Genomic DNA, 18,730 nt, shown 5'->3' with positions numbered 1-18,730 from the left:
ACCGCGACCGTACCGATCACGACCCTCCCGCCACCCGCCTGCAAGCCTCCGCATAGGCCCGTACAAGAGGCCGCCGGGCGTCCTCCCGGCGCCACGCCAGCGCGAAACGGCTCGGCGCGAGCCCCCGTACCGGACGTGTCACCACCCCGCCCAGGGTGATCAGCGGAGCGTTGCCCGTGGCCACCAGGCACACCCCGAGGCCCGCGACCAGCGCCTCGTACGTCTCCTCGGTGCCGGCGATCTCCGCCCCGATGCGGGGTGGCCGCCCGGCCCGTTCCTCCAGGGCCAGCCAGTAGTCGCGCAACGGCCCGGCGCCGGCCGGCAGGGCGAGGAAGGGCTCGTCCAGCAGGTCCGCGAAGTCGATCTCCGGGCGAGAAGCGAGACGGTGGGTGTCCGGGAGGGCGACCAGCCGGGGCTCCTCCGCGACCACCGTCCAGCCGTAGCGCTCGGCGTCCGGCAGCGGCAGCCAGACGAAGGCGATGTCGGCGTCCCCGTCGGCCAGCCCCGCGGTGGGGTCCTCCCAGCTCACCTGCCGCAGCCGCAGCACGGTGTCCGGGTGGGCGGCCGTGAAACGGGAGCGGATCGCGGGCAGCAGGCCGCCCCGGCCGGGGCTGGTGCTCATGCCCACGACCAGCGTGCTCCGCGCCGCGACCCGGGCGACCTCCAGCGCCGCCGACCCCTCCGACCAGGCGTCCAGCACGCGCCGGGCGTGCGGCAGCAGCGCCGCGCCCGCCTCGGTGAGCGTCACGCCCTGCGGATCGCGGCGGAACAGCTCCACGCCCAGGTGCCGCTCCAGCGCGCGCACCTGCTTGCTGAGCGCGGGCTGCGAGACGTACAGCCGCTCGGCCGCCCGGGTGAAATGCAGTTCCTCGGCCACCGCCACGAAGTAGCGCAGGTCCCGTACATGAACGTCCATCGCCATAACCATCGGTTACCAGTGCGGGTCTTGGACGGGCAACCGCATTCGGAAGCAGGGTGGTCCGTGCGAGCCCTTGCAAACGAGATGTGACGAGGAGCTGTCATGAACAAGGTGTGGCTGATCACGGGCGCGAGCAGCGGTTTCGGCCGGGCCGTCGCGGACGCCGCCCTCGCCGAGGGCGATGTCGTGGTGGGTGCGGTACGGCGTCCCGAGGGCCTGGACGATCTCGTGGCCGCCCACCCCGATCAGGTGGAGGCGCTGCGTCTGGACGTCGGCGACACGGGGGCCGCGGAGGCCGCCGTACGGGATGTGATCGCGCGGCACGGCAGGATCGACGTCCTGGTCAACAACGCGGGCCGCACGCACGTCGGTGCCTTCGAGGAGACCACCGAGCAGGAGCTGCGCGAGCTGTTCGAGGTGCATGTCTTCGGGCCGGCCGCTCTCACCCGGGCCGTGCTGCCGCACATGCGGGAGCGGCGGTCGGGGGCGGTCGTGCAGATGAGCAGCATGGGCGGGCAGATGTCCTTCGCGGGCTTCTCGGCGTACAGCGGAACCAAGTTCGCGCTGGAGGGGCTGTCCGAGGGGCTCGCCGACGAGGTCGCGGAGTTCGGCATCAAGGTGCTGATCGTGGAGCCGGGCTCCTTCCGCACCTCGCTGTTCGAGACGGGGCGGGCCGGCACGAGCACGGACAGCGGCCTGTACTCCAAGGTGAGCCAGACCCGCGGGTTCGTCTCCGGCGGCGACGGCACCCAGCCCGGCGACCCGGCGAAGGCGGCGGCGCTCATCCTGGCCGCGCTGGAGGCCGAGGACACCCCGCTGCGGCTGCCGCTGGGCGACGACGGCGTCGACGCGGTCCTCGGCCACCTCGACCAGGTCCGCACGGACGTCGCGGCCTGGGAAAAGCGCACCCGAGCAACAGCCTTCGACAACTGACCCGGCCCCGACGGCCAACCCCGCTCCGGCGCCCTCCCCCAGTCCCGGCCCCGACAACTGACCCGGACCCGGCAACCGACCCGACACCAACAACTGCCGCGGCCCCGGCGGCACCGCCTCGTGCCTCGCCGACTGCCCGCTCCGTCACCCGCGTCACACCTCCGGCGGCACAGCCTCCCACCCCCCGGCGATCTCCCCACCCGGCTCCCACCCGTACCGCCCCAGCCGGTCCGCGGCCTCCTCGCGGCCCGCCCTGCGCAGCAGGTCGATCGCGCTGTGCAGGGCGAAGACCATGCCCGACTCGGCGGCCCGGCGGCACCACGTCAGGGCCTCGTCGACCTGGCCCATCCGCTGGAGCAGTTCGGCGGCCTGGCGCAGCGCGCTGATGTCGCCGGCCTCCGCGGCGCGCTCGTACCACTCCAGGGCCTCGTCGGTGCGGCCCGCCTCCTGGGAGAGCTCGGCGGCCCAGCGCAGCGCGAACGTGTCGCCCGTCTCCGCCGCGTGCCGGTAGAGGGCCAGCGCCTCACCGGAGCGGCCGGCCTCGCGCAGCAGGTCGCCGGCGAACCACAGGACGAAGCCGCAGCCGTCCGAGGCCCGGGCCCGCAGCCAGTCGATCGCCTCGTCGACGCGGCCGGCCTCGCGCAGCAGGAACGCGGCCTGCCACAGGGCGTCCGCGTCGCCGGCCTCCCCGGCCCGCATGTACCAGTCGATCGCCTGGTCCCGCCGCCCCGCCTCCTGGAGCAGCGAGGCCGCCTGCCACAGCGCCTCCGCGTCCCCGGCGTCCGCCGCGCGGTCGTACCACCGCAGCGCCTCGTCGAGCCGGCCCGCACCCTGCAACAGGCTGGCCGCCTGGCTGAGAGCGCTGGTCTCACCGGCCCGGGCGGCACGGTCGTACCACTCCAGGGCCTCGTCGGTGCGGCCCTCCTCCTGCGACAGGAAGGCGCCCTGCCACAGCGCGTCCGCGTCACCGGCGTCGGCGGCGCGGGCGTACCACTCCAGGGCTTCGTCGGTGCGGCCCTCCTGCTGGAGCAGGGAACCCGCCTGCCACAGGGCGTCCATGTCGCCGGCCTCGGCGCGTTCGCGCAGCCAGGCGACGGCCTCCTCGGCCCGACCGCCCTCCAGCAGCACGTCGACGATCTGCTGGGCGGCGTCGGCCTCACCGGAGTCGACGCCCCGCTGGTACCACTCGAGCGCCTGGGCGGTACGGCCGGTCCGGCGCAGTACGTCGCCGGCCTGGAGCATCGCGGAGGTGTGCCCGGCGTCGGCGGCGCGGGCGTACCACGTCAGGGCCTCGTCGGTGCGGCCCTCCTGCTGGAACAGAGAGGCCGCCTGCCACAGGGCGTCCATGTCGCCGGCCTCGGCGCGTTCACGCAGCCAGGCGACGGCCTCCTCGGCGCGGCCGCTCTCCAGGAGCAGGTCGACGGCCCGGCGCCGCGCCCCGGTGTCGCCGGTCTCGGCCCAGCCGCGCAACCACGTTATGGCCTCCTCGCCGCGGCCCGCCTCCAGCAGCAGGTCGACCAGGGGACGCCGGATGCCGGCGCCGCCTGATGCGGCCTGTTCCGTCAGCCACTGAACGGCCTCGTCGACGCGCCCGGCCCCGCTCAGCAGCGACACCGCCCGCAGCAGCGCGGACTCGTGACCGGAGCGGGCCCGCGCACGCAGCGCGTCCAGCGCGTCGTCGGTGCGTCCGGCGGCCCACAGCAGATCGACCATCTTCTCGAAGGCGAAGGCGTCGTCGGTCTTGACCCGGGTGCGCAGCCAGCGGACCGCCTCCTCACGCCGTCCCCCGTCCAGCAGCAGCTCGATCGTCTGCTGCAAGGCGTAGGTGTCGCCGGTCTCGGCGGCCCGCCGGAACCAGGTCAGGGACTCGCCCTCGGCGCCCATGACCTGCAGCAGTCCGGCCGCCCTGCGCATGGCGTCGATGTCGCCGGCCTCGGCGGCCCGGCGGTACCACGACAGGGCGTCCTCGAGGTCGCCCGCCGTCTGCAACTCGTACGCCAGCCGGCGCATCGCCTCGATGTCCCCGGCCTCGGCCCGCTGCCGCAGCCAGCCGAGGGCGTCCTCGCGTCGCCCGGCCCCGCCCAGCAGGTCCAGGGTCTGCTGGAGCGCCTCGGTGTCCCCGGTCTCGGCGGCACGCCGGAACCAGCCGATGGCTTCGTCGGTGCGGCCCGCCTCGCGCAGCAGGGCGGTCGTCTGGTGCAGCGCGAAGGAGTCACCGGCCTCCGCGGCGCGCTGGTACCAGTCGATGGCCTCCGCGGTACGGCCGGCCTCGCGCAACACCTTCGCGGCCTGCAGCAGCGCGAAGGTGTCCCCGTGCGCGGCGGCCCGCGCGTACGCGTGCACCGCGAGCCGTTTGAAGCCGCGCAGTTGTGCCGCCCGCGCGATGTCGACATGGCTGCCGACGGCGGCGTGCTCGACGAGCGCGTGCCACAACTGCGGGGGCACGCCGGTGGTACGGCGGCTGGTGCGGCCCTCCTGTTCCAGGTAGTCGGCGAGGACGTAGTGCGGCTGGGCCGGGTACGGGTCGCCGGGCCGGGGCCGGATCCGGGTGAGGGGGCCGCGGGCGCCGTGGCAGGGGGCGGCCGTGTAGGCGAGGGCCTGTTCCAGCCAGTCCTCGCCGAGCGTGTCCCACTGACCGTCGGTCAGATAGCCGGGCGCGGCCGTCTCCAGCAGGGCGAGCGGCAGCGCCCGGCCGTGCCCCAGCCGGCGGGCGTCCATCGCCGTCTCGATGAGCGCCCGCGCGGCGGTGGGCGCGGCCCGGTAGCGGTCGAGCAGGGACGGGGCGCCCGCCAGGTACTGGGTGATCTGCCCCTGCTCGGCCTCGGCCACGGCGCGGGCCAGCCTCGGGTCACCGGCGGCGGTGTCCTTGAGCGCCTTCAGGGCCGGGGCGTTGAAGGTGTCCGGCACCGGCACGACGGCGCCGCTGAGCAGGACACGGGCCTGCGGATGGGCGTCCGGCACACCGGGCTGGGGTGTGTCGGCGAGGGCGGCCCAGTACTCGGGCCACATGGTGCCCAGGACCAGCACGGGGGCGCGGTCCGGCTCGGTGAGCAGGTCGCGCAGCCCGGCGGCGACGCGCTCGCCGACGGAGTCGGTCGGCGTCAGCAGGTAGTGCTGCATCTCGTTGAGCCACACGACCGTCCGCGGCGAGACCGCGGCCAGCCCTGCCAGGAGGGCCTGCGGACGGTCGGGCGCGATCGGATGCCACAGCCGCCACGCCGCCGGCAACGTCTGTACGGCCTCCCAGCAGGCCCGCGTCTTGCCGCAGGAGGACCCGCCGACCAGCACGACGATGCCGCTGACGCCGTCGGCACCCTGCTGCACCGTCTCCCGCAGCCGTGCGTCGTGCCCGCGCTCGACGTAGGCCGGGAGCAGGGGCAGGGCCTCGCCCCGGCCGGCACCGGGCGGGGCGGTCGCCGGGGGCACGTCGATCGCCCGGTGGACCTCCAGCGAGAAGGGGTCGGCGAGTTCGGTCACCGGCCGGCCGGGCGCGGCCCGGTCGTCGGGGCCCGGCACCGGAGGTCCGTGGTCGTCGGCGATGCCGGGAACCGCCGGCTGCGCGGGCGGCGTCCTCATCTCCGACTGCGCCTCGGGAGTCCGGTCGGCGGCCATCAGGGCGGACCACTGGCGGGGTACCGGAGGCGGCAGTTCGGCCCAGCGGGCCAGGATCCGGGCAACCGCCAGCAGGTGGTCGAGGTTCCGCGGCTCGTGCTTGTGGTTGAACCAGTCGCTGATCGTCTTGACCGAGACACCGGACTCCTCGGCCAGTCTGCTGCGCACCAGCCGCAGTTCACGATCGGCGAGCCGCTCCTCGGCGCACCTGCGTAACCGGCCGAGTTCCTCCAGCACCAGCGACGCCACGCCACCTCCTGAGCACCGACCCCGCTTTTCCGGTTCGGAAATCCGGCGGCCACGTTGACCTCAGGTTACGCAGTCGGATTCCGAACTGTTCCGAGTTGGCTGGGAGTTGTCACTCCACCGTGCGTCAACTGGATGGGACACATCCGCACGGACCGAAGCAGGAGCAGCAGATGGACCCCGCGCCGACGCCCCCGCGTACCCGCCGCCCGTATCCCTGGCGGCGCCTGGCCCGCATCACCGCACTCAGCGCGTTGCGCGGCGCCGCCGCGGCGGCCGGGTCCGGTGCCGTGACGGTGGTGATCTGGTGGTGGCAGAAATGAAGGCGCGTCAGGTTCGCCGTGCAGGGCCCTTGTGTAATTCCTGTGGAGCCCTCAATCTTTCGGCTGGTGCACAGGTGCGACACAGGAATTTGACATGTTCCTGTCCAAATTCACCTTCACATTCCTTCTCGGCCCGTGCTCCCCCCCCCACCGACGCACCACCGATTGAGGAGGATCCCTCAGATGGCAGTGATGCGTAACTCCCGCAGAGACAGCAGGCGAAGACTCGCCGCCCTCAGCCTCACGGCCACCGCGGCGCTCGCCGCGGGCCTCGTCTCCGCGCTCCCCGCAGCGGCCGCCCCCGAGGGCCGCGTCCAGTACGCCGGGGCGGCGAACGCCGTCGCCGACAGCTACATCGTGACGCTCAGGGCGGACCACGCCCGCTCCGGCTCCCAGGCCGGCCGCGCCCTCGTCGAGCGGTACGGCGCCGGCATCGAGCGGACGTACAGGAAGGCCCTGAACGGCTACTCGATCGAGGCCTCCGCGACCGAGGCGAAGCGGCTCGCCGCCGACCCGGCGGTCGCCTCCGTCGTGCAGAACCGCACGTTCAGCATCGACGCGACCCAGACCAACCCGCCCTCCTGGGGTCTGGACCGCATCGACCAGAAGAACCTGCCGCTGAACAGCTCCTACACCTACCCGGACTCCGCCGGGCAGGGCGTGACCGCGTACGTCATCGACACCGGCGTCCGCATCACCCACAGCGACTTCGGCGGCCGCGCCTCCTACGGCTACGACGCCATCGACAACGACAACACCGCCCAGGACGGCAACGGCCACGGCACGCACGTCGCCGGCACGGTCGCGGGCAACGCCTACGGTGTCGCCAAGAAGGCCAAGGTCGTCGGCGTGCGCGTGCTGAACAACTCCGGTTCCGGCACGACCGCCCAGGTCGTCGCCGGCATCGACTGGGTCGCGCAGAACGCCGTCAAGCCGGCCGTCGCCAACATGTCCCTCGGCGGCGGCGCCGACACCGCCCTCGACACGGCCGTACGCAACGCCATCGCCTCCGGCGTCACCTTCGCCGTCGCGGCCGGCAACGAGACGACCAATGCCTCCACCAGGTCCCCCGCACGCGTCACCGAGGCCATCACGGTCGGCGCGACGACCTCGACCGACGCCAAGGCCGGCTACTCCAACTACGGCTCGGTGCTCGACCTGTTCGCGCCGGGTTCGTCCATCACCTCGGCCTGGAACTCCGGCGACTCGGCGACCAACACCATCTCCGGTACGTCGATGGCGACCCCGCACGTCGCGGGCGCCGCGGCGCTCTACCTCGCCGACAACCCGACCTCGACCCCGGCCCAGGTCTCCTCGGCCCTGACGGCCGCCGCCACCACCGGCGTCGTCACCAGCCCGGGCACCGGCTCGCCCAACCGGCTGCTCTACGTCGGCGGCGGCACGACCACCCCGCCGGGCCCGCGCTTCGAGAACACCGGTGACTACGCCATCGCCGACAACGCCACCGTCGAGTCCCCGGTGACGGTCTCCGGCGTCTCCGGCAACGCGCCCTCGGCGCTGGCCGTCGAGGTCCACATCGTGCACACCTACATCGGCGACCTCCAGGTCCAGCTGATCGCCCCCGACGGCACCGCGTACACGATGAAGTCGTACGGCACCGGCGGCAGTTCGGACAACATCAACACCACGTACTCGGTGAACGCCTCCTCGGAGACCGCCAACGGCACGTGGAAGCTCCGCGTCAGCGACAACGCGAACCTGGACACCGGGCGGATCGACGCCTGGGCGCTGCAGTTCTGAGCGGGTAGTGCCGCGCACGGCCGCCAGTTGTGAAGGAGGCGGCCGAACCGGCGATCAGTAGTGCTCCTCGTCCTCGCGGTAGGGCTCCGGGTCCGTCACCCAGCCCGCCGCGAGGACCAGGCGTGTGTGGCGGTGCAGGGCGAGGAAGCCGAAGGGGCGGTCGAAGGCGGCCCGGATGCTCGTGGTCACCCAGCGGAGCTGCGGTACCCCGCCCGCCGGGAAGCCGAACGCCGTCACCGCGGCCGCGCGGAAGCCCACTTCACCGAACTGCGCCGTGGTGGACTGCCGGGCCGACCCGACGGCCAGCGGGAAGCCGCTGATGCCGGGGAAGTGGCCGCGGCCGACGTCCCTCGCCGTGGTGAGGCCGAAGACGCGGTGCAGTGCGAGCAGGTCGTGGTGCGCGCGCAGGTCGAACGCCGCCGTGGTCACGTCCAGGGTCGGCGGCAGGGGCCGTGCGCTGCGCTTCTTCACCACCCGCAGGCCCGGTCCCACCTCCCCGTAGGGCAGCCGCGGCCCCGACACCACGGGAAGCCTGCGCGCCAGGACGTCCACCCCGGCCCTCAGCACCTGCCCCCGCGTCATCCCCTCCTCGCCCAGCAGCAGATGGACGTCGATCGCGTTGTCGCCCAGCACGCGCAGCTCGGTGACATGACCCTCGGGCGTGTCCGCCACCCCGACCCGGTCCAGCAGCTCACTCTGCCGGTGCAGGCCGATCAGCACCCGGTCGTTCCACGGTCCGGTCTCCGGTGTCATCGGGAAGTCCCAGAAGCGCCGGAGCCAGTTCGTCCGCATCGCCAGCGCGCTCGCCAGCACCATCTCGGTGTCCGTCTCCAGCGCGACGGGCATCTCCCCGATCAGGCCGCCCGTCCGCTTCGCCGCCCACGCGTCCAACGCCCCCTTGTCGGCCGCAGGATCCCCCGTGAGCACGCCGTGCGCCTCGGCCGGCAGCCCCGCCTCCCAGCGCTCCCTCAGCTGAAGCGTCCGCTTCGTCCAGAGCCCGAGCGCCGAGTCCAGCCCCCGCATCGTGCCCATCGCGCCGAGCAACTCCCGTGCCGCGCCCGCCGCCCCGCCCGCCGGGAGGCCGACCGCATCGGCCAGTTCCGTCCGCGCCGGTCCGTCGGCGCCGTCCGCCAGGAAAGCGAGCAGCGGCCACACGCCCACCGCCGAGAAGACGGTGCCGTCGCCCGCGGCCGGGTCCGACGCCCGCGCCCAGCGGGCGGTCAGCTCGTTCACCGCCCGGATCGTGGCATTCGTAACCGGCATGACAATCCCCCTCGTTCCCCGCTTACCATTCGCCCAGTCGTACGCCCGTTCCCACCGCCTGAACCAGGAGCACGGTACTCGTGTCCATACCTCCGCCTCCCGGACCTCACCAGCCACAAGGGTCCCCGGAGCCGGCCCAGGGGCCGTCCGCGCAGGGGCCGTACGCACCGCCGCCGTACGGCCATGGCGTGCCCGGTGCCGGGCCGTACGCGTACCACCCCTACGGCGCCTACGGTCCGTACGGCCGCCCCGTGCCCGTCAACGGCGTCGCCATCGGTGCCCTCGTCCTCGGCATCCTCTGCTTCGTGCCGGCCGTGGGTCTGGTGCTGGGGCTGATAGCGCTGGCGCAGATCAAGAAGCGGGGCGAGCGCGGCAAGGGCATGGCGATCGCCGGTTCCGTCCTGTCCTCCGTCGGGCTCGTGCTGTGGGCGCTGGCCCTGTCCACGGGCGGCGCCTCCGACTTCTGGGACGGCTTCCGGGAGGCGGCGGGCGGCGAGGGCACCGCCTACTCGCTCGAGACGGGCGACTGCTTCGACGCGCCGGGCGGCGACCTGGAGGGCGAGACCTACGACATCGACGAGGTGCCCTGCTCCGGCGCGCACGAGGCCGAGGTCTTCGCGATCGTCGCACTGCCCGACAACACCTACCCGTCCTATCCCGGTGACGACAAGTTGTCCCGGCTCGCGGACGACAAGTGCTTCGGGCTCCAGGACCGTTACGCCATGGACCCCTGGGCCCTGCCGGACGACGCGGCCGTGTACTACTTCATCCCGTCACGGGAGAGCTGGCGCTTCGGCGACCGCGCGATCACCTGCATGTTCGGCAGCACCAAGGACAACGGCAAGCTGACCGGTTCCCTGCACAACGACGCGTCGATGCTCGACACCGATCAGGTCGCCTTCCTCACCGCCGTCAACACCGTCGACGTCACCCTGTACGAGGAGCCCGAGGAGTACCCCGAGGAGGACCTCGCGGCCAACCGGGCCTGGGCGAAGGACGTGCACGCCGTCCTCGGCGAACAGATCGAGGCGCTGCGCGGGCACCGCTGGGAGGGCGACACCGAGCAGCCGGTCACCGACCTGATCGACGAGATGGAGGACGCCCGCAAGGAGTGGGCGAAGGCGGCCGCGGCGAAGGACGCGGACACGTACTACGCGCACTACGACAACGGGTACGAATACATCGACGGCCCCACGACGGTCACCGCGCGCGAGGCTCTGGGCCTGGACACCACCGTGCCGATGTACGAGGAAGACTCCTCCGGCGGTGAGGAGGGCGCCGGTGCCGGCGGCATCGATGTCTGAACCGAGGTGTGAGCGCGGCTATAACGGGGAGAAAGTGCCTGCGTAAAGCCCTCGGGGGGCACAAGTCATCACATCGAGTGATTCTCTGGCCTTTGCTTGCGTGGGACAACTCATGGTTGCCAGGCTGTTGCTGTCTGTACAACCTGATGGGAGCGGCCAGTGACTTTCGGTGAGCAGCCGGCGTACCTGCGCGTCGCGGGTGATCTCCGCAAGAAGATCGTCGACGGTTCACTGCCACCGCACACCCGCCTCCCGTCCCAGGCCAGGATCCGCGAGGAGTACGGCGTCTCGGACACCGTCGCGCTGGAGGCCCGCAAGGTGCTGATGGCCGAGGGGCTGGTCGAGGGCCGCTCCGGCTCCGGGACCTACGTGCGCGAGCGCCCCGTGCCCCGCAGGGTCGCCCGCTCCGGCTTCCGCCCGCCGAACGGCGCCACGCCGTTCCGTCAGGAGCAGGCCGACGGCGAGGTGCGGGGCACCTGGGAGTCCAGGAGCGAGCAGGCCGAGGCCAGCGTCGCCGTCGCCGAGCGGCTCGCCATCCGGCCCGGCGACCGCGTGATGTGCACGCGCTATCTCTTCCGGGACGCCGGCGAGGCGATGATGCTGTCGACTTCCTGGGAGCCCCTGGCCGTCACCGGCCGTACCCCCGTGATGCTGCCCGAGGAGGGCCCGCTCGGCGGCATGGGCGTCGTCGAGCGGATGGCCGCCATCGACGTCGTCGTGGACAACGTGACCGAGGAAGTGGGCGCGCGCCCCGGCCTCGCGGAGGAACTGCTGACGCTGGGCGGCGTCCCGGGCCATGTGGTCCTCGTCATCCAGCGCACCTACTACGCGTCGGGCCGTCCGGTGGAGACGGCGGACGTGGTCGTCCCCGCCGACCGCTACCGGGTCTCGTACCACCTACCGGTGAAGTAGTGCGCCCATTGGTGAGGTAGCGCACACCTGCACCGCAGTTGCCGCCGACCGAACCTCAACTCCCCTCGCTTCCGCAGCCGTTGGAATCTGGCCGTTCTCGCAGGTCGCCACCGGCGTGCGCGGCATGCCTGCGACCGGAAGCACCGAGGTCCCCGCACGGCGCGTTCGATGCCGTGCGCCCCCTGCGACTTGGCTGGTTGCGTACCTCTTTGTGAAAAGGCGTATTCGCTGCGTAAAGGTTAGGCGTAGGCTCGGGCATATGCGGATTGCGGTTTCCTTAGCGGGCGGGGCACGGCACACGCCGCGAGCAGTTCTCGGGCGGCGGGAGGCGGGAAGGGGCGGTGGGGCGCGATGAACGACAGCACGATCACTCTTCCCTGGCTCGTCGTCCGGCAGGACGACAACGGCAATCGCTATCGCGTGGGCCGATACGCGACCCGGGCCGAGGCCCAGAAGATCGCGGACAGCCTCGACAGCCGCGGCCACAAGCAGTTGTACTGGGTCGAGCGGATCGCGCAGAACGGCGACAGCGCGGACAACTGACCCCCCCTGAGCTCCCGTAGGCTCCGGCGCATGACGGAACGGATCGTGGTCGGCGCCGCTCTGCTGGACGGAGAGCGCCTTCTCGCCGCGCGCCGCAGCGCGCCCGAGGAACTCGCCGGGCGCTGGGAGTTGCCCGGAGGCAAGGTCGAGCCCGGCGAGACGCCCGAGGCAGCGCTCGTACGCGAGCTGCGCGAGGAACTCGGCGTGGACACCGAGGTGATCGAGCGCGTGCCGGGGGCATGGCCCCTGAAATCCCCCTACGTCCTGCATGTGTGGACGGCCCGTCTGCTCCCCGGAACGGGTGAACCGAAGCCCCTCGAGGACCACGACGAGCTGCGCTGGCTGGGTCCCGGGGAACTCTGGGACGTGGACTGGCTGGACCAGGATGTGCCTGCCGTCCGCGAGGTGGCGGCGCGGCTTCGGTCCTGAGGAACTTCCCGGATTCCTGACGTGTCCTCTACGTTTCGCGCGGTACCGCCCCATGAATATCGGGTATGTGGTCATTAACCCTGTGAAACCGGACATGGGTGACCCCATTGGCCTGGGAAGTGATCGGCGTGATCGACACCGAAGGCGACTGCGCCGAGTGGAGCTTCCCGGCGGAGGCCGGCGCCGTGCGCGCGGCCCGTGTCGCCGTTCGGGACAGGCTGCGCGACTGGGGGCTCGACAGCCTCGCCGACATCGCGGCGCTGCTGGTCAGCGAACTGGTGACCAACTCCCTGCGGCACGCCACCGGCCCCATCGGCGTACGGCTGGTGCGCCCCGCCCGCCTCGGTGACGTCCTTCTGGTCGAGGTCTCCGACCCCCTCCCGGACCCGCCCCGCGAACGCGTCGCCCACCTGGAGGACGAGAGCGGCCGCGGCCTCCAGCTGGTGGCGCACTCCTCGCGCCGCTGGGGCACCAGACCCGGGCGGAACGCGGGCAAGACGGTGTGGTTCGAGCTCGCGGTGCCGGACTGATCCCGCGGGTTTCGCGCGGTGTTCCCGGGCCCTGTACAACCCGTCAGTAGCCGTCCATCACGGTGTACGCCCCCTCTTGCCCTGTCGAACGAATGGTTCAGGCCAGTGGCAGTTGCAGATCAGGGTGGTTCGACTGCGTGTCCGCTGGTTAGAAGTCTGGAAGTGTTTCTGCGGCCGGGACCGAAAATCATCGGGACCGTGCTGTGATCGTGAACACCGTGTTGTGCGGGGCCGTAGTGCTGGATACTGCGGGCAGCCGCCGCCGGTGACCGGTGCCGGACGCGGTGAGCTGGAGGGGACGGTTCGCGTGAGCGAGATACCAGCGAAGGCCACGGAGTCCGAGGACCCGTCGGACGGCGCGAGGACGAGGGCCGCGGGACAGCGGTCCGGCGGCACACGATCCTCGCAAGCCTCTCAGGACACACGGGCCTCTCAGGACCCACAGAACTCCGGCGACGTATCGAACTCCCGTGCCGCGCAAGGCTCCAGCGACGGGCGGGAATCCGGCCCGGTGTTCGCGTTCGACGAGACCCGGCCCGGCGACCCCGTCTGGCAGAGCAGTCCGCCCGGCTCGATCTACGACTACATAAAGGTCGCGTCCTTCTCCATCGGCCCCGACGGCCTGGTCGACCAGTGGAGCCTGCGCGCCGAGCAGATCTTCGGCATCCCCGCCGGGCGTGCCGTCGGCATGGACCCCATCGAGGCGTTCGTCGACCCGGACCTGCGCGAGCAGGGCCAGCGCAAGATGGCGGAGATCCTGGACGGGCGGGAGTGGACCGGCGTGGTCCCCTTCCGGGTGCCCGACGACGCCGAGGGCCGGCCCGGTGAGGACGGCCTCGCCGAGGTGTACGTCATGCCGACGCAGACCGAGGACGGCGAGCGGGCCGCCGTGTGCATCGTCGTCGATGTGCGCACCCTGCGCCGGATGGAGACCGACCTCGCCGCCTCTCAGGCGATTTTCGGTCAATCTCCCTTCGGGTTCCTGCTGATCGACCCCGATCTGCGGGTGCGGCGCGCCAATCAGCGGTTCGCCTCACTGTTCGGCGGACGGCCCGACGACCACCGCGGCAAGGACGTCCACGACTATCTGTCGCGCCCCGAGGCCGAGCGGGTCTCGGCCACCCTGCGCCGGGTCCTGGAGAGCGGCGACTCCATCACGGACATGCATGTCACCGGCTTTCTGCCGGGTTCCGACGAGCGCCGGCACTGGTCCGTCAACCTCTACCGGGTGCACAGCGGCAGCGGCCGCCCCATCGGCATCGCCTGGCTCGGAATCGACATCACCGCGCGCCGCGCCGCCGCCCGCGAGGCCGCCGCCGCCCGGCGCAACCTCGCCCTGCTGAACGAGGCCGGCGCCCGCATAGGCAACTCCCTCGACCTGGAGACCACGGCCCGGGAACTCCTCGACGTCGTCGTCCCCGGCTTCTGCGACCTCGCCACGGTCGACCTCTACCAAGGGCTGCTGGCCGGCGACGAGGCCCCGCCCGGCCTCGCCGACGGCAGCGCGGAACTGCGCCGGGTCGCCTTCGCCAGCGCGGTCTCCGACGCGCCCTTCGTCGGCGACGGCGCACCCGTCGCGGTCGGCGCCGTCCACCACTACCCCTTCAACTCGCCCTGCGCAGACGCCCTGCGCACCGCCAGGCCGCAGCACGTGCCCGGCGAGGAGGGCGGGCTCGTCCAGTCCACGCTCGCCGTGCCGATGGTCGCCCACGACACGGTCGTAGGACTGGCGCAGTTCGCGCGGACGAAGGGGAGCGAGCCGTTCGGGGACCGGGACCGGGACCTGGCGGTCGAACTCGCCGCGCGTGCCGCGGTCTGTATCGACAACGCGCGGCTGTACCGGCGCGAGCACGAGCGGGCGCTGATACTGCAGCGGTCGCTGCTGCCACCCGGGGATCCCGTCGCCTCCGGCCTGGACATCGCCTGCCGCTATCTGCCCGGCAACTCCTCGTCGGACCGGCCCAGCGAGGTGGGTGGCGACTGGTTCGACGTCATCGAACTGCCCGGCCACCGCACGGCGTTGGTCGTGGGCGACGTGATGGGCCGCGGCCTGCGTGCCGCCGTGGCGATGGGCGAACTGCGCTCCGCCGTGCGCACGCTGGCCCTGCTGGACCTCGAACCCGCCGAGGTCCTCTCCGCCCTGGACGAGATCGCCCGCGGCCTCGGCGCACCGGGCGGCGTCCAGCAGGCCACCCGCGCCGCCCGCCGGCCCCGCGAGGCGGACCTGTCCGAGGTGTACCTCGCGACCTGTGTGTACGCGGTCTACGACTCCGTCACACGCCGCTGCACCTTCGCCAACGCCGGTCATCTGCCCCCGGTCCTCGTCGAGCCCGGCGAGGCGGCCCTGATGCTCGACGTGCCGCCGGGGATGCCGCTCGGTGTGGGCGGGGAGCCGTTCGAGGAGGTCGAGGTCGAGCTGGCGGAGGGCGCGCTGCTGGCGCTCTACACGGATGGACTCGTGGAGTCCCGCGACCATCCCCTGGACGAGGGCCTCCAGGCCTTCGTCGGCGCGCTGACCGACCCCTCCAGCCCGCTGGAGGACGTCTGCGACCACGTCCTCAACACGCTCGACACCCACCACGGCGAGGACGACATCGCGTTGCTGATGGCACGTGTCCAGGGGCTGCCCGCCGACTCGGTCGGCGACTGGACCCTGCCGCGCGAGCCCCGCAGCGTGGGCCGGGCCCGCGAGTACGCCCGCGGCCGACTGCTGTCCTGGGATCTCGAAGCCCTGGTCGACACCACGGAACTCCTCGTCAGCGAACTGGTCACCAACGCCCTTCGCTACGGCGAGGGCGAGATCAGACTGCGCCTCCTCCTGGACCGCACCCTGGTCTGCGAGGTCTGGGACTCCGGCCTGGTCCAGCCCCGCCGCCGCCGCGCCCGCGACACGGACGAGGGCGGCCGTGGCCTCCAACTGGTCGGCCTGCTCAGCGCGGCCTGGGGCTCCCGCCGCACCCCCCGCGGCAAGACGGTGTGGTTCGAACTGCCCCTGCCGGACGGCGAGCACGGCCTCACGGACCCGGCGGAGGCGTTGCTGAGCCTGTTCTGAGCCGTCCCCGGGCGGTCCCGGACGTCAGCCGGCTGCCGCCGGGCGGCGGGCCCGGGTGCGCGGGCCGCCGAAGCTGGGGGCCGGGCCGTCGGCGGGCAGCAGGATGCCGCCCAGGACCGCTCCGGTCAGGCCGCTGATGTCGTGGCTCGGGCCGTCGACGGGGTGGCCGTGCAGGCGGATGTCCTGTTCGGCCAGTTCGTGGGCCTGCCGGCCCAGGGTGTCGGCCGAGACGAGGTCGGCGAGTTCCTCACGCGGCCCCCGCCCGGCCGGTGCGGGCACCGGGGGAGCGAGCAGTCGCCGTGCCTCGGCCAGCCGGGTGCGCGCCTCGCCGCCCACCGCGGCCCGGTGCGTCGCGACGACGTCGTTGGCACCGCCGACCGCACTGCGGGCGCAGACCGCCGCGGCCGCCGGGAGCACCCCGGCCCGCCCCGCCACGACGGGCGCGACGCCCCGTACGATCCGCCGCAGCAGGTCGAGCGGGTCGTACCGCCGCCCCGAGGCCAGCTCCTCGCGCACACCGGCCAGGGTGGCGTCGGCGTGGGCGATGCGGGAGCGCAGTTCACCGGCCGGGATGTCGGCGTACGGGGCATCCGCCGACGCCGGCTTCCGCGCCCCCGCGATCTCCACCTCACTGCCGGTCAGCGCGGCCGGGACCATCGCCGCGGCTGTCGAGAGCTCCCCGGCGAGCCGCTCGACGCCGTCGATGAAGACGGCCGCCTGGGCGATGGCGCCCTCGGCGGCGCGCAGCCGGCCCCCGGCACGCTCGTTGTCGCCCAGGTCGGCCGCCTGACGGGCGTGGTTGAGCTGTGTCGTGGCGAACACCAGCCGGTCCTTGGCCTGCTCGACATGGCCCGCGACGGCGGTGGTCGCGGAGGCGGCGAACCGGTCGCCGAGCTCGCTCAGTGCCGTCCCCGCAGCCCCGGTCCGCCAGGTCAGCTCCCGGAACCTGCCCTCGGCGACGACCAGGGCATGCCCCAGACCGCCGCCCAGCCCCTCCTCCAGCCCGCGCGACTGGTCGAACGCGGCGGCCTGTCCGTCCAGCAACCGGCCCACTTCCTCGCACCGCCCGACGATCCCCGCCAGCGCATGCCGACGGGCCGCCGGCTCCTGAGGCACCCCGCCCTCGTACTGCCACCGCATCCGGAACGCGACCGCCAACTCGCCCCGTGCGTCCCGCAGAACCCGGGTGAACGGCTCCACGTGCTCGGCGTCCCCCACCCCGAACCGCCCCACGACGAACGCCAGCTCCTCCGCGCTGACCCGCACCGAGTCGTCGGCCTCCACCAGCGCGGCCCCCGCCCGTTCGTCGAGCTCGGCGGCGGGCGGCTCCGCGGCCTGGACCTGCGCCCCTGAGGGAGTCGTACGGTCCCGCGCCCGCCGTCTGCGCCGCAGGAACCCGTAGCTCGCCATGAGGCCCGCCGCGGCGAGGACCGCCACGGGCAGCACGAGATCGGTGGCGGAGGTCTCCCCGTCCTGCGCGTTCCCCACGCTCTCCCCCTGCTCCATCGCCCCGGCGACGGGCCGTTCCGCCCCGCCCGCAACCGCGCCCCCACCGCTGATCGTCATGCCGGGCAACACCAGCCACACCACCCCGACCAGACCGCCGACCACGGCGTGCGCCACCCGCACGGATATGTGCGAGCGCCCACGCCGCGGCCGGCCCCGGATCAAGGATGACGTCACATTTCGGAGCGTATGAGCAGCAATGCCCTGGCGCGACCGGGATGCGTCCAGGGTGGTGTGGAGGGACACAGGGCGACGGATGAGGGGACCCGGCGATGGGCCGACAGCGGAGCGAGCACCCGACCACCGAGACCGAGCCCGCCGAGCAGGAGGGCTCCGTCCCGGCCGAGGGAGAGGTCGAGGCCGGGCCGCGCACGGACACCGAACGCCGTGCCCGCCGCCGTCGCCTCCTGCGCCGCACCGCCCTCGCCCTCGTCCTGCTCCTCGTCGTCCCCGTCCTCGGCGCCGCGCTCGCCCTGCGCCTGAACTACACGGGCGACCTCGCGGAAGGCACCCACACCAGGAACCGGGACGCCATCTGGCTCGGCCACGCCTGGGTCGACGGCCGCAAGAAGGACGCCGACGTCGAGGCACTGGTTGGCCGTCTGCAAGGCACCGGCATCCGTGACCTCTACGTCCACGCCGGCCCTCTCGAACACGACGGGACCCTTCCCGCCTCGGCCTATCCGAGAGCCCGCTGGCTCATAGCGGCCGTGCACCGGGAGATCCCGGCCGTCCGGGTCCAGGCCTGGCTCGGCGACAAGCTGGCGACCGAGGACGACGACGGCCTGCGCCTGAGCCGGGCGGCGACCCGCGAGGCGGTCGTCGAGTCCACCCGCCGGATCCTCGCCACCGGGTTCGACGGGGCCCACTTCGACCTCGAACCCCTCCACTCGGGCGACCGGAACTACCTCACGCTCCTCGACGCCCTGCACCGACTCACCCGCGCCCACGGCGCCCCGCTCTCGGTCGCCGCCCACCAGATCGACCCGCTCCCGGCGATCCACTCCGTCGCCGGCGCCCTCACCGGCCACCCCAAGTGGTGGTCGCAGGACTTCTTCGGCGAGGTGGCACGCCGCGTCGACCAGATCGCGGTGATGTCGTACGACACGGCCACGCCGCTGGAGAGCCTGTACGGCGGCTACGTGGCCCAGCAGACCTCACTCGCCCTGGAGGTCACCCCGCCCGGCACCGACCTGCTGATGGGCCTGCCGTTCTTCCACGACAACACGGTCGGTCACCGGGCGGCCGCCGAGACCGTCCCCGCGGCCGTCCGCGGCGTCCGCCTCGGCCTGTCCCGCACGGACGCCGACCGGGCCGCCTTCGGCGTCGCCCTCTACGTCGACTTCGCGGCGACAGAGGGCGACTGGACGGCGTACGAAGAGGGCTGGGTCCGCTGA

General features: G+C 73.0%; 14 protein-coding genes. 10 read left to right on the top strand and 4 right to left on the bottom strand.

Annotation, left to right across the window (positions count from 1 at the left end; all coding sequences use genetic code 11):
• Positions 1-16: 16 nt before the first annotated feature.
• Complete coding sequence (locus tag CP983_RS15315; RefSeq protein ID WP_229914886.1) at positions 17-922, bottom strand: LysR family transcriptional regulator; 906 nt, start codon at positions 920-922, stop codon at positions 17-19.
• Between the two features lie 99 nt (positions 923-1,021).
• On the opposite strand from CP983_RS15315, the gene CP983_RS15310 reads away from it, so the two are divergent.
• Positions 1,022-1,852 carry an oxidoreductase gene (locus tag CP983_RS15310; RefSeq protein ID WP_150499903.1) on the top strand — a complete coding sequence of 277 codons (831 nt, stop codon included), beginning with the start codon at positions 1,022-1,024 and terminating at the stop codon, positions 1,850-1,852.
• A 153-nt stretch (positions 1,853-2,005) separates the two neighbouring features.
• Here CP983_RS15310 and CP983_RS15305 read toward each other — a convergent pair whose 3' ends face one another.
• Positions 2,006-5,713 (bottom strand): tetratricopeptide repeat protein, encoded by a 3,708-nt coding sequence (locus CP983_RS15305; protein ID WP_150499902.1) that lies wholly within the window; start codon positions 5,711-5,713, stop codon positions 2,006-2,008.
• A 170-nt stretch (positions 5,714-5,883) separates the two neighbouring features.
• Between CP983_RS15305 and CP983_RS43980 the strand changes: the two genes are divergently transcribed.
• Both CP983_RS43980 and CP983_RS15300 read left to right on the top strand, forming a co-directional pair.
• Complete coding sequence (locus CP983_RS43980) at positions 5,884-6,033, top strand: hypothetical protein (protein WP_167537710.1); 150 nt, start codon at positions 5,884-5,886, stop codon at positions 6,031-6,033.
• Positions 6,034-6,216: 183 nt separating this feature from the next.
• Positions 6,217-7,794: a S8 family peptidase gene (locus CP983_RS15300; RefSeq protein ID WP_150499900.1), complete on the top strand. Its 1,578-nt coding sequence runs from the start codon at positions 6,217-6,219 to the stop codon at positions 7,792-7,794.
• A 54-nt stretch (positions 7,795-7,848) separates the two neighbouring features.
• On the opposite strand, the gene CP983_RS15295 is transcribed toward CP983_RS15300, so the two are convergent.
• A complete protein-coding gene (locus tag CP983_RS15295; protein ID WP_150499898.1) occupies positions 7,849-9,057 on the bottom strand; it encodes a serpin family protein in 1,209 nt (402 codons plus the stop codon).
• 80 nt (positions 9,058-9,137) lie between these two features.
• On the opposite strand from CP983_RS15295, the gene CP983_RS15290 reads away from it, so the two are divergent.
• The 6 genes from CP983_RS15290 (at position 9,138) to CP983_RS15265 (ending at position 15,827) form a co-directional block, all read left to right on the top strand.
• Positions 9,138-10,361, top strand: a complete 1,224-nt coding sequence (locus CP983_RS15290) for a DUF4190 domain-containing protein (RefSeq protein ID WP_150499896.1) — start codon at positions 9,138-9,140, stop codon at positions 10,359-10,361.
• 159 nt (positions 10,362-10,520) lie between these two features.
• Complete coding sequence (locus CP983_RS15285) at positions 10,521-11,273, top strand: GntR family transcriptional regulator (protein ID WP_107903224.1); 753 nt, start codon at positions 10,521-10,523, stop codon at positions 11,271-11,273.
• Positions 11,274-11,624: 351 nt separating this feature from the next.
• On the top strand, positions 11,625-11,816 hold the full coding sequence (locus tag CP983_RS15280) for an SPOR domain-containing protein (RefSeq protein WP_030967771.1): 192 nt from the start codon (positions 11,625-11,627) through the stop codon (positions 11,814-11,816).
• A gap of 30 nt (positions 11,817-11,846) precedes the next feature.
• The gene (locus CP983_RS15275) at positions 11,847-12,245 is read left to right on the top strand and encodes a (deoxy)nucleoside triphosphate pyrophosphohydrolase (RefSeq protein ID WP_030967772.1); all 399 of its coding nucleotides are present in this window, start codon (positions 11,847-11,849) and stop codon (positions 12,243-12,245) included.
• Positions 12,246-12,343: 98 nt separating this feature from the next.
• On the top strand, positions 12,344-12,775 hold the full coding sequence (locus CP983_RS15270; protein ID WP_150499894.1) for an ATP-binding protein: 432 nt from the start codon (positions 12,344-12,346) through the stop codon (positions 12,773-12,775).
• Positions 12,776-13,082: 307 nt separating this feature from the next.
• Positions 13,083-15,827 (top strand): SpoIIE family protein phosphatase, encoded by a 2,745-nt coding sequence (locus tag CP983_RS15265; RefSeq protein WP_167537709.1) that lies wholly within the window; start codon positions 13,083-13,085, stop codon positions 15,825-15,827.
• Between the two features lie 24 nt (positions 15,828-15,851).
• Here the strand turns inward: CP983_RS15265 and CP983_RS15260 are convergent, their stop codons facing one another.
• Complete coding sequence (locus tag CP983_RS15260; protein WP_150499890.1) at positions 15,852-17,510, bottom strand: hypothetical protein; 1,659 nt, start codon at positions 17,508-17,510, stop codon at positions 15,852-15,854.
• Between the two features lie 95 nt (positions 17,511-17,605).
• On the opposite strand from CP983_RS15260, the gene CP983_RS15255 reads away from it, so the two are divergent.
• Positions 17,606-18,730 (top strand): glycoside hydrolase family 18 protein, encoded by a 1,125-nt coding sequence (locus CP983_RS15255; protein ID WP_229914885.1) that lies wholly within the window; start codon positions 17,606-17,608, stop codon positions 18,728-18,730.

Source organism: Streptomyces chartreusis (assembly GCF_008704715.1).
Lineage (GTDB): Bacteria > Actinomycetota > Actinomycetes > Streptomycetales > Streptomycetaceae > Streptomyces > Streptomyces chartreusis.
This window is presented reverse-complemented; position numbering and strand designations above follow the sequence as displayed.

Bases quoted from the DNA above. Each gene is read 5' to 3' on its own strand.
- CP983_RS43980 (WP_167537710.1), top strand. From the start codon at position 5,884: ATGGACCCCGCGCCGACGCCCCCGCGTACCCGCCGCCCGTATCCCTGG.
- CP983_RS15275 (WP_030967772.1), top strand. From the start codon at position 11,847: ATGACGGAACGGATCGTGGTCGGCGCCGCTCTGCTGGACGGAGAGCGC.
- CP983_RS15255 (WP_229914885.1), top strand. From the start codon at position 17,606: ATGGGCCGACAGCGGAGCGAGCACCCGACCACCGAGACCGAGCCCGCC.
- CP983_RS15300 (WP_150499900.1), top strand. From the start codon at position 6,217: ATGGCAGTGATGCGTAACTCCCGCAGAGACAGCAGGCGAAGACTCGCC.
- CP983_RS15280 (WP_030967771.1), top strand. From the start codon at position 11,625: ATGAACGACAGCACGATCACTCTTCCCTGGCTCGTCGTCCGGCAGGAC.
- CP983_RS15295 (WP_150499898.1), bottom strand. From the start codon at position 9,057: ATGCCGGTTACGAATGCCACGATCCGGGCGGTGAACGAGCTGACCGCC.
- CP983_RS15315 (WP_229914886.1), bottom strand. From the start codon at position 922: ATGGCGATGGACGTTCATGTACGGGACCTGCGCTACTTCGTGGCGGTG.
- CP983_RS15310 (WP_150499903.1), top strand. From the start codon at position 1,022: ATGAACAAGGTGTGGCTGATCACGGGCGCGAGCAGCGGTTTCGGCCGG.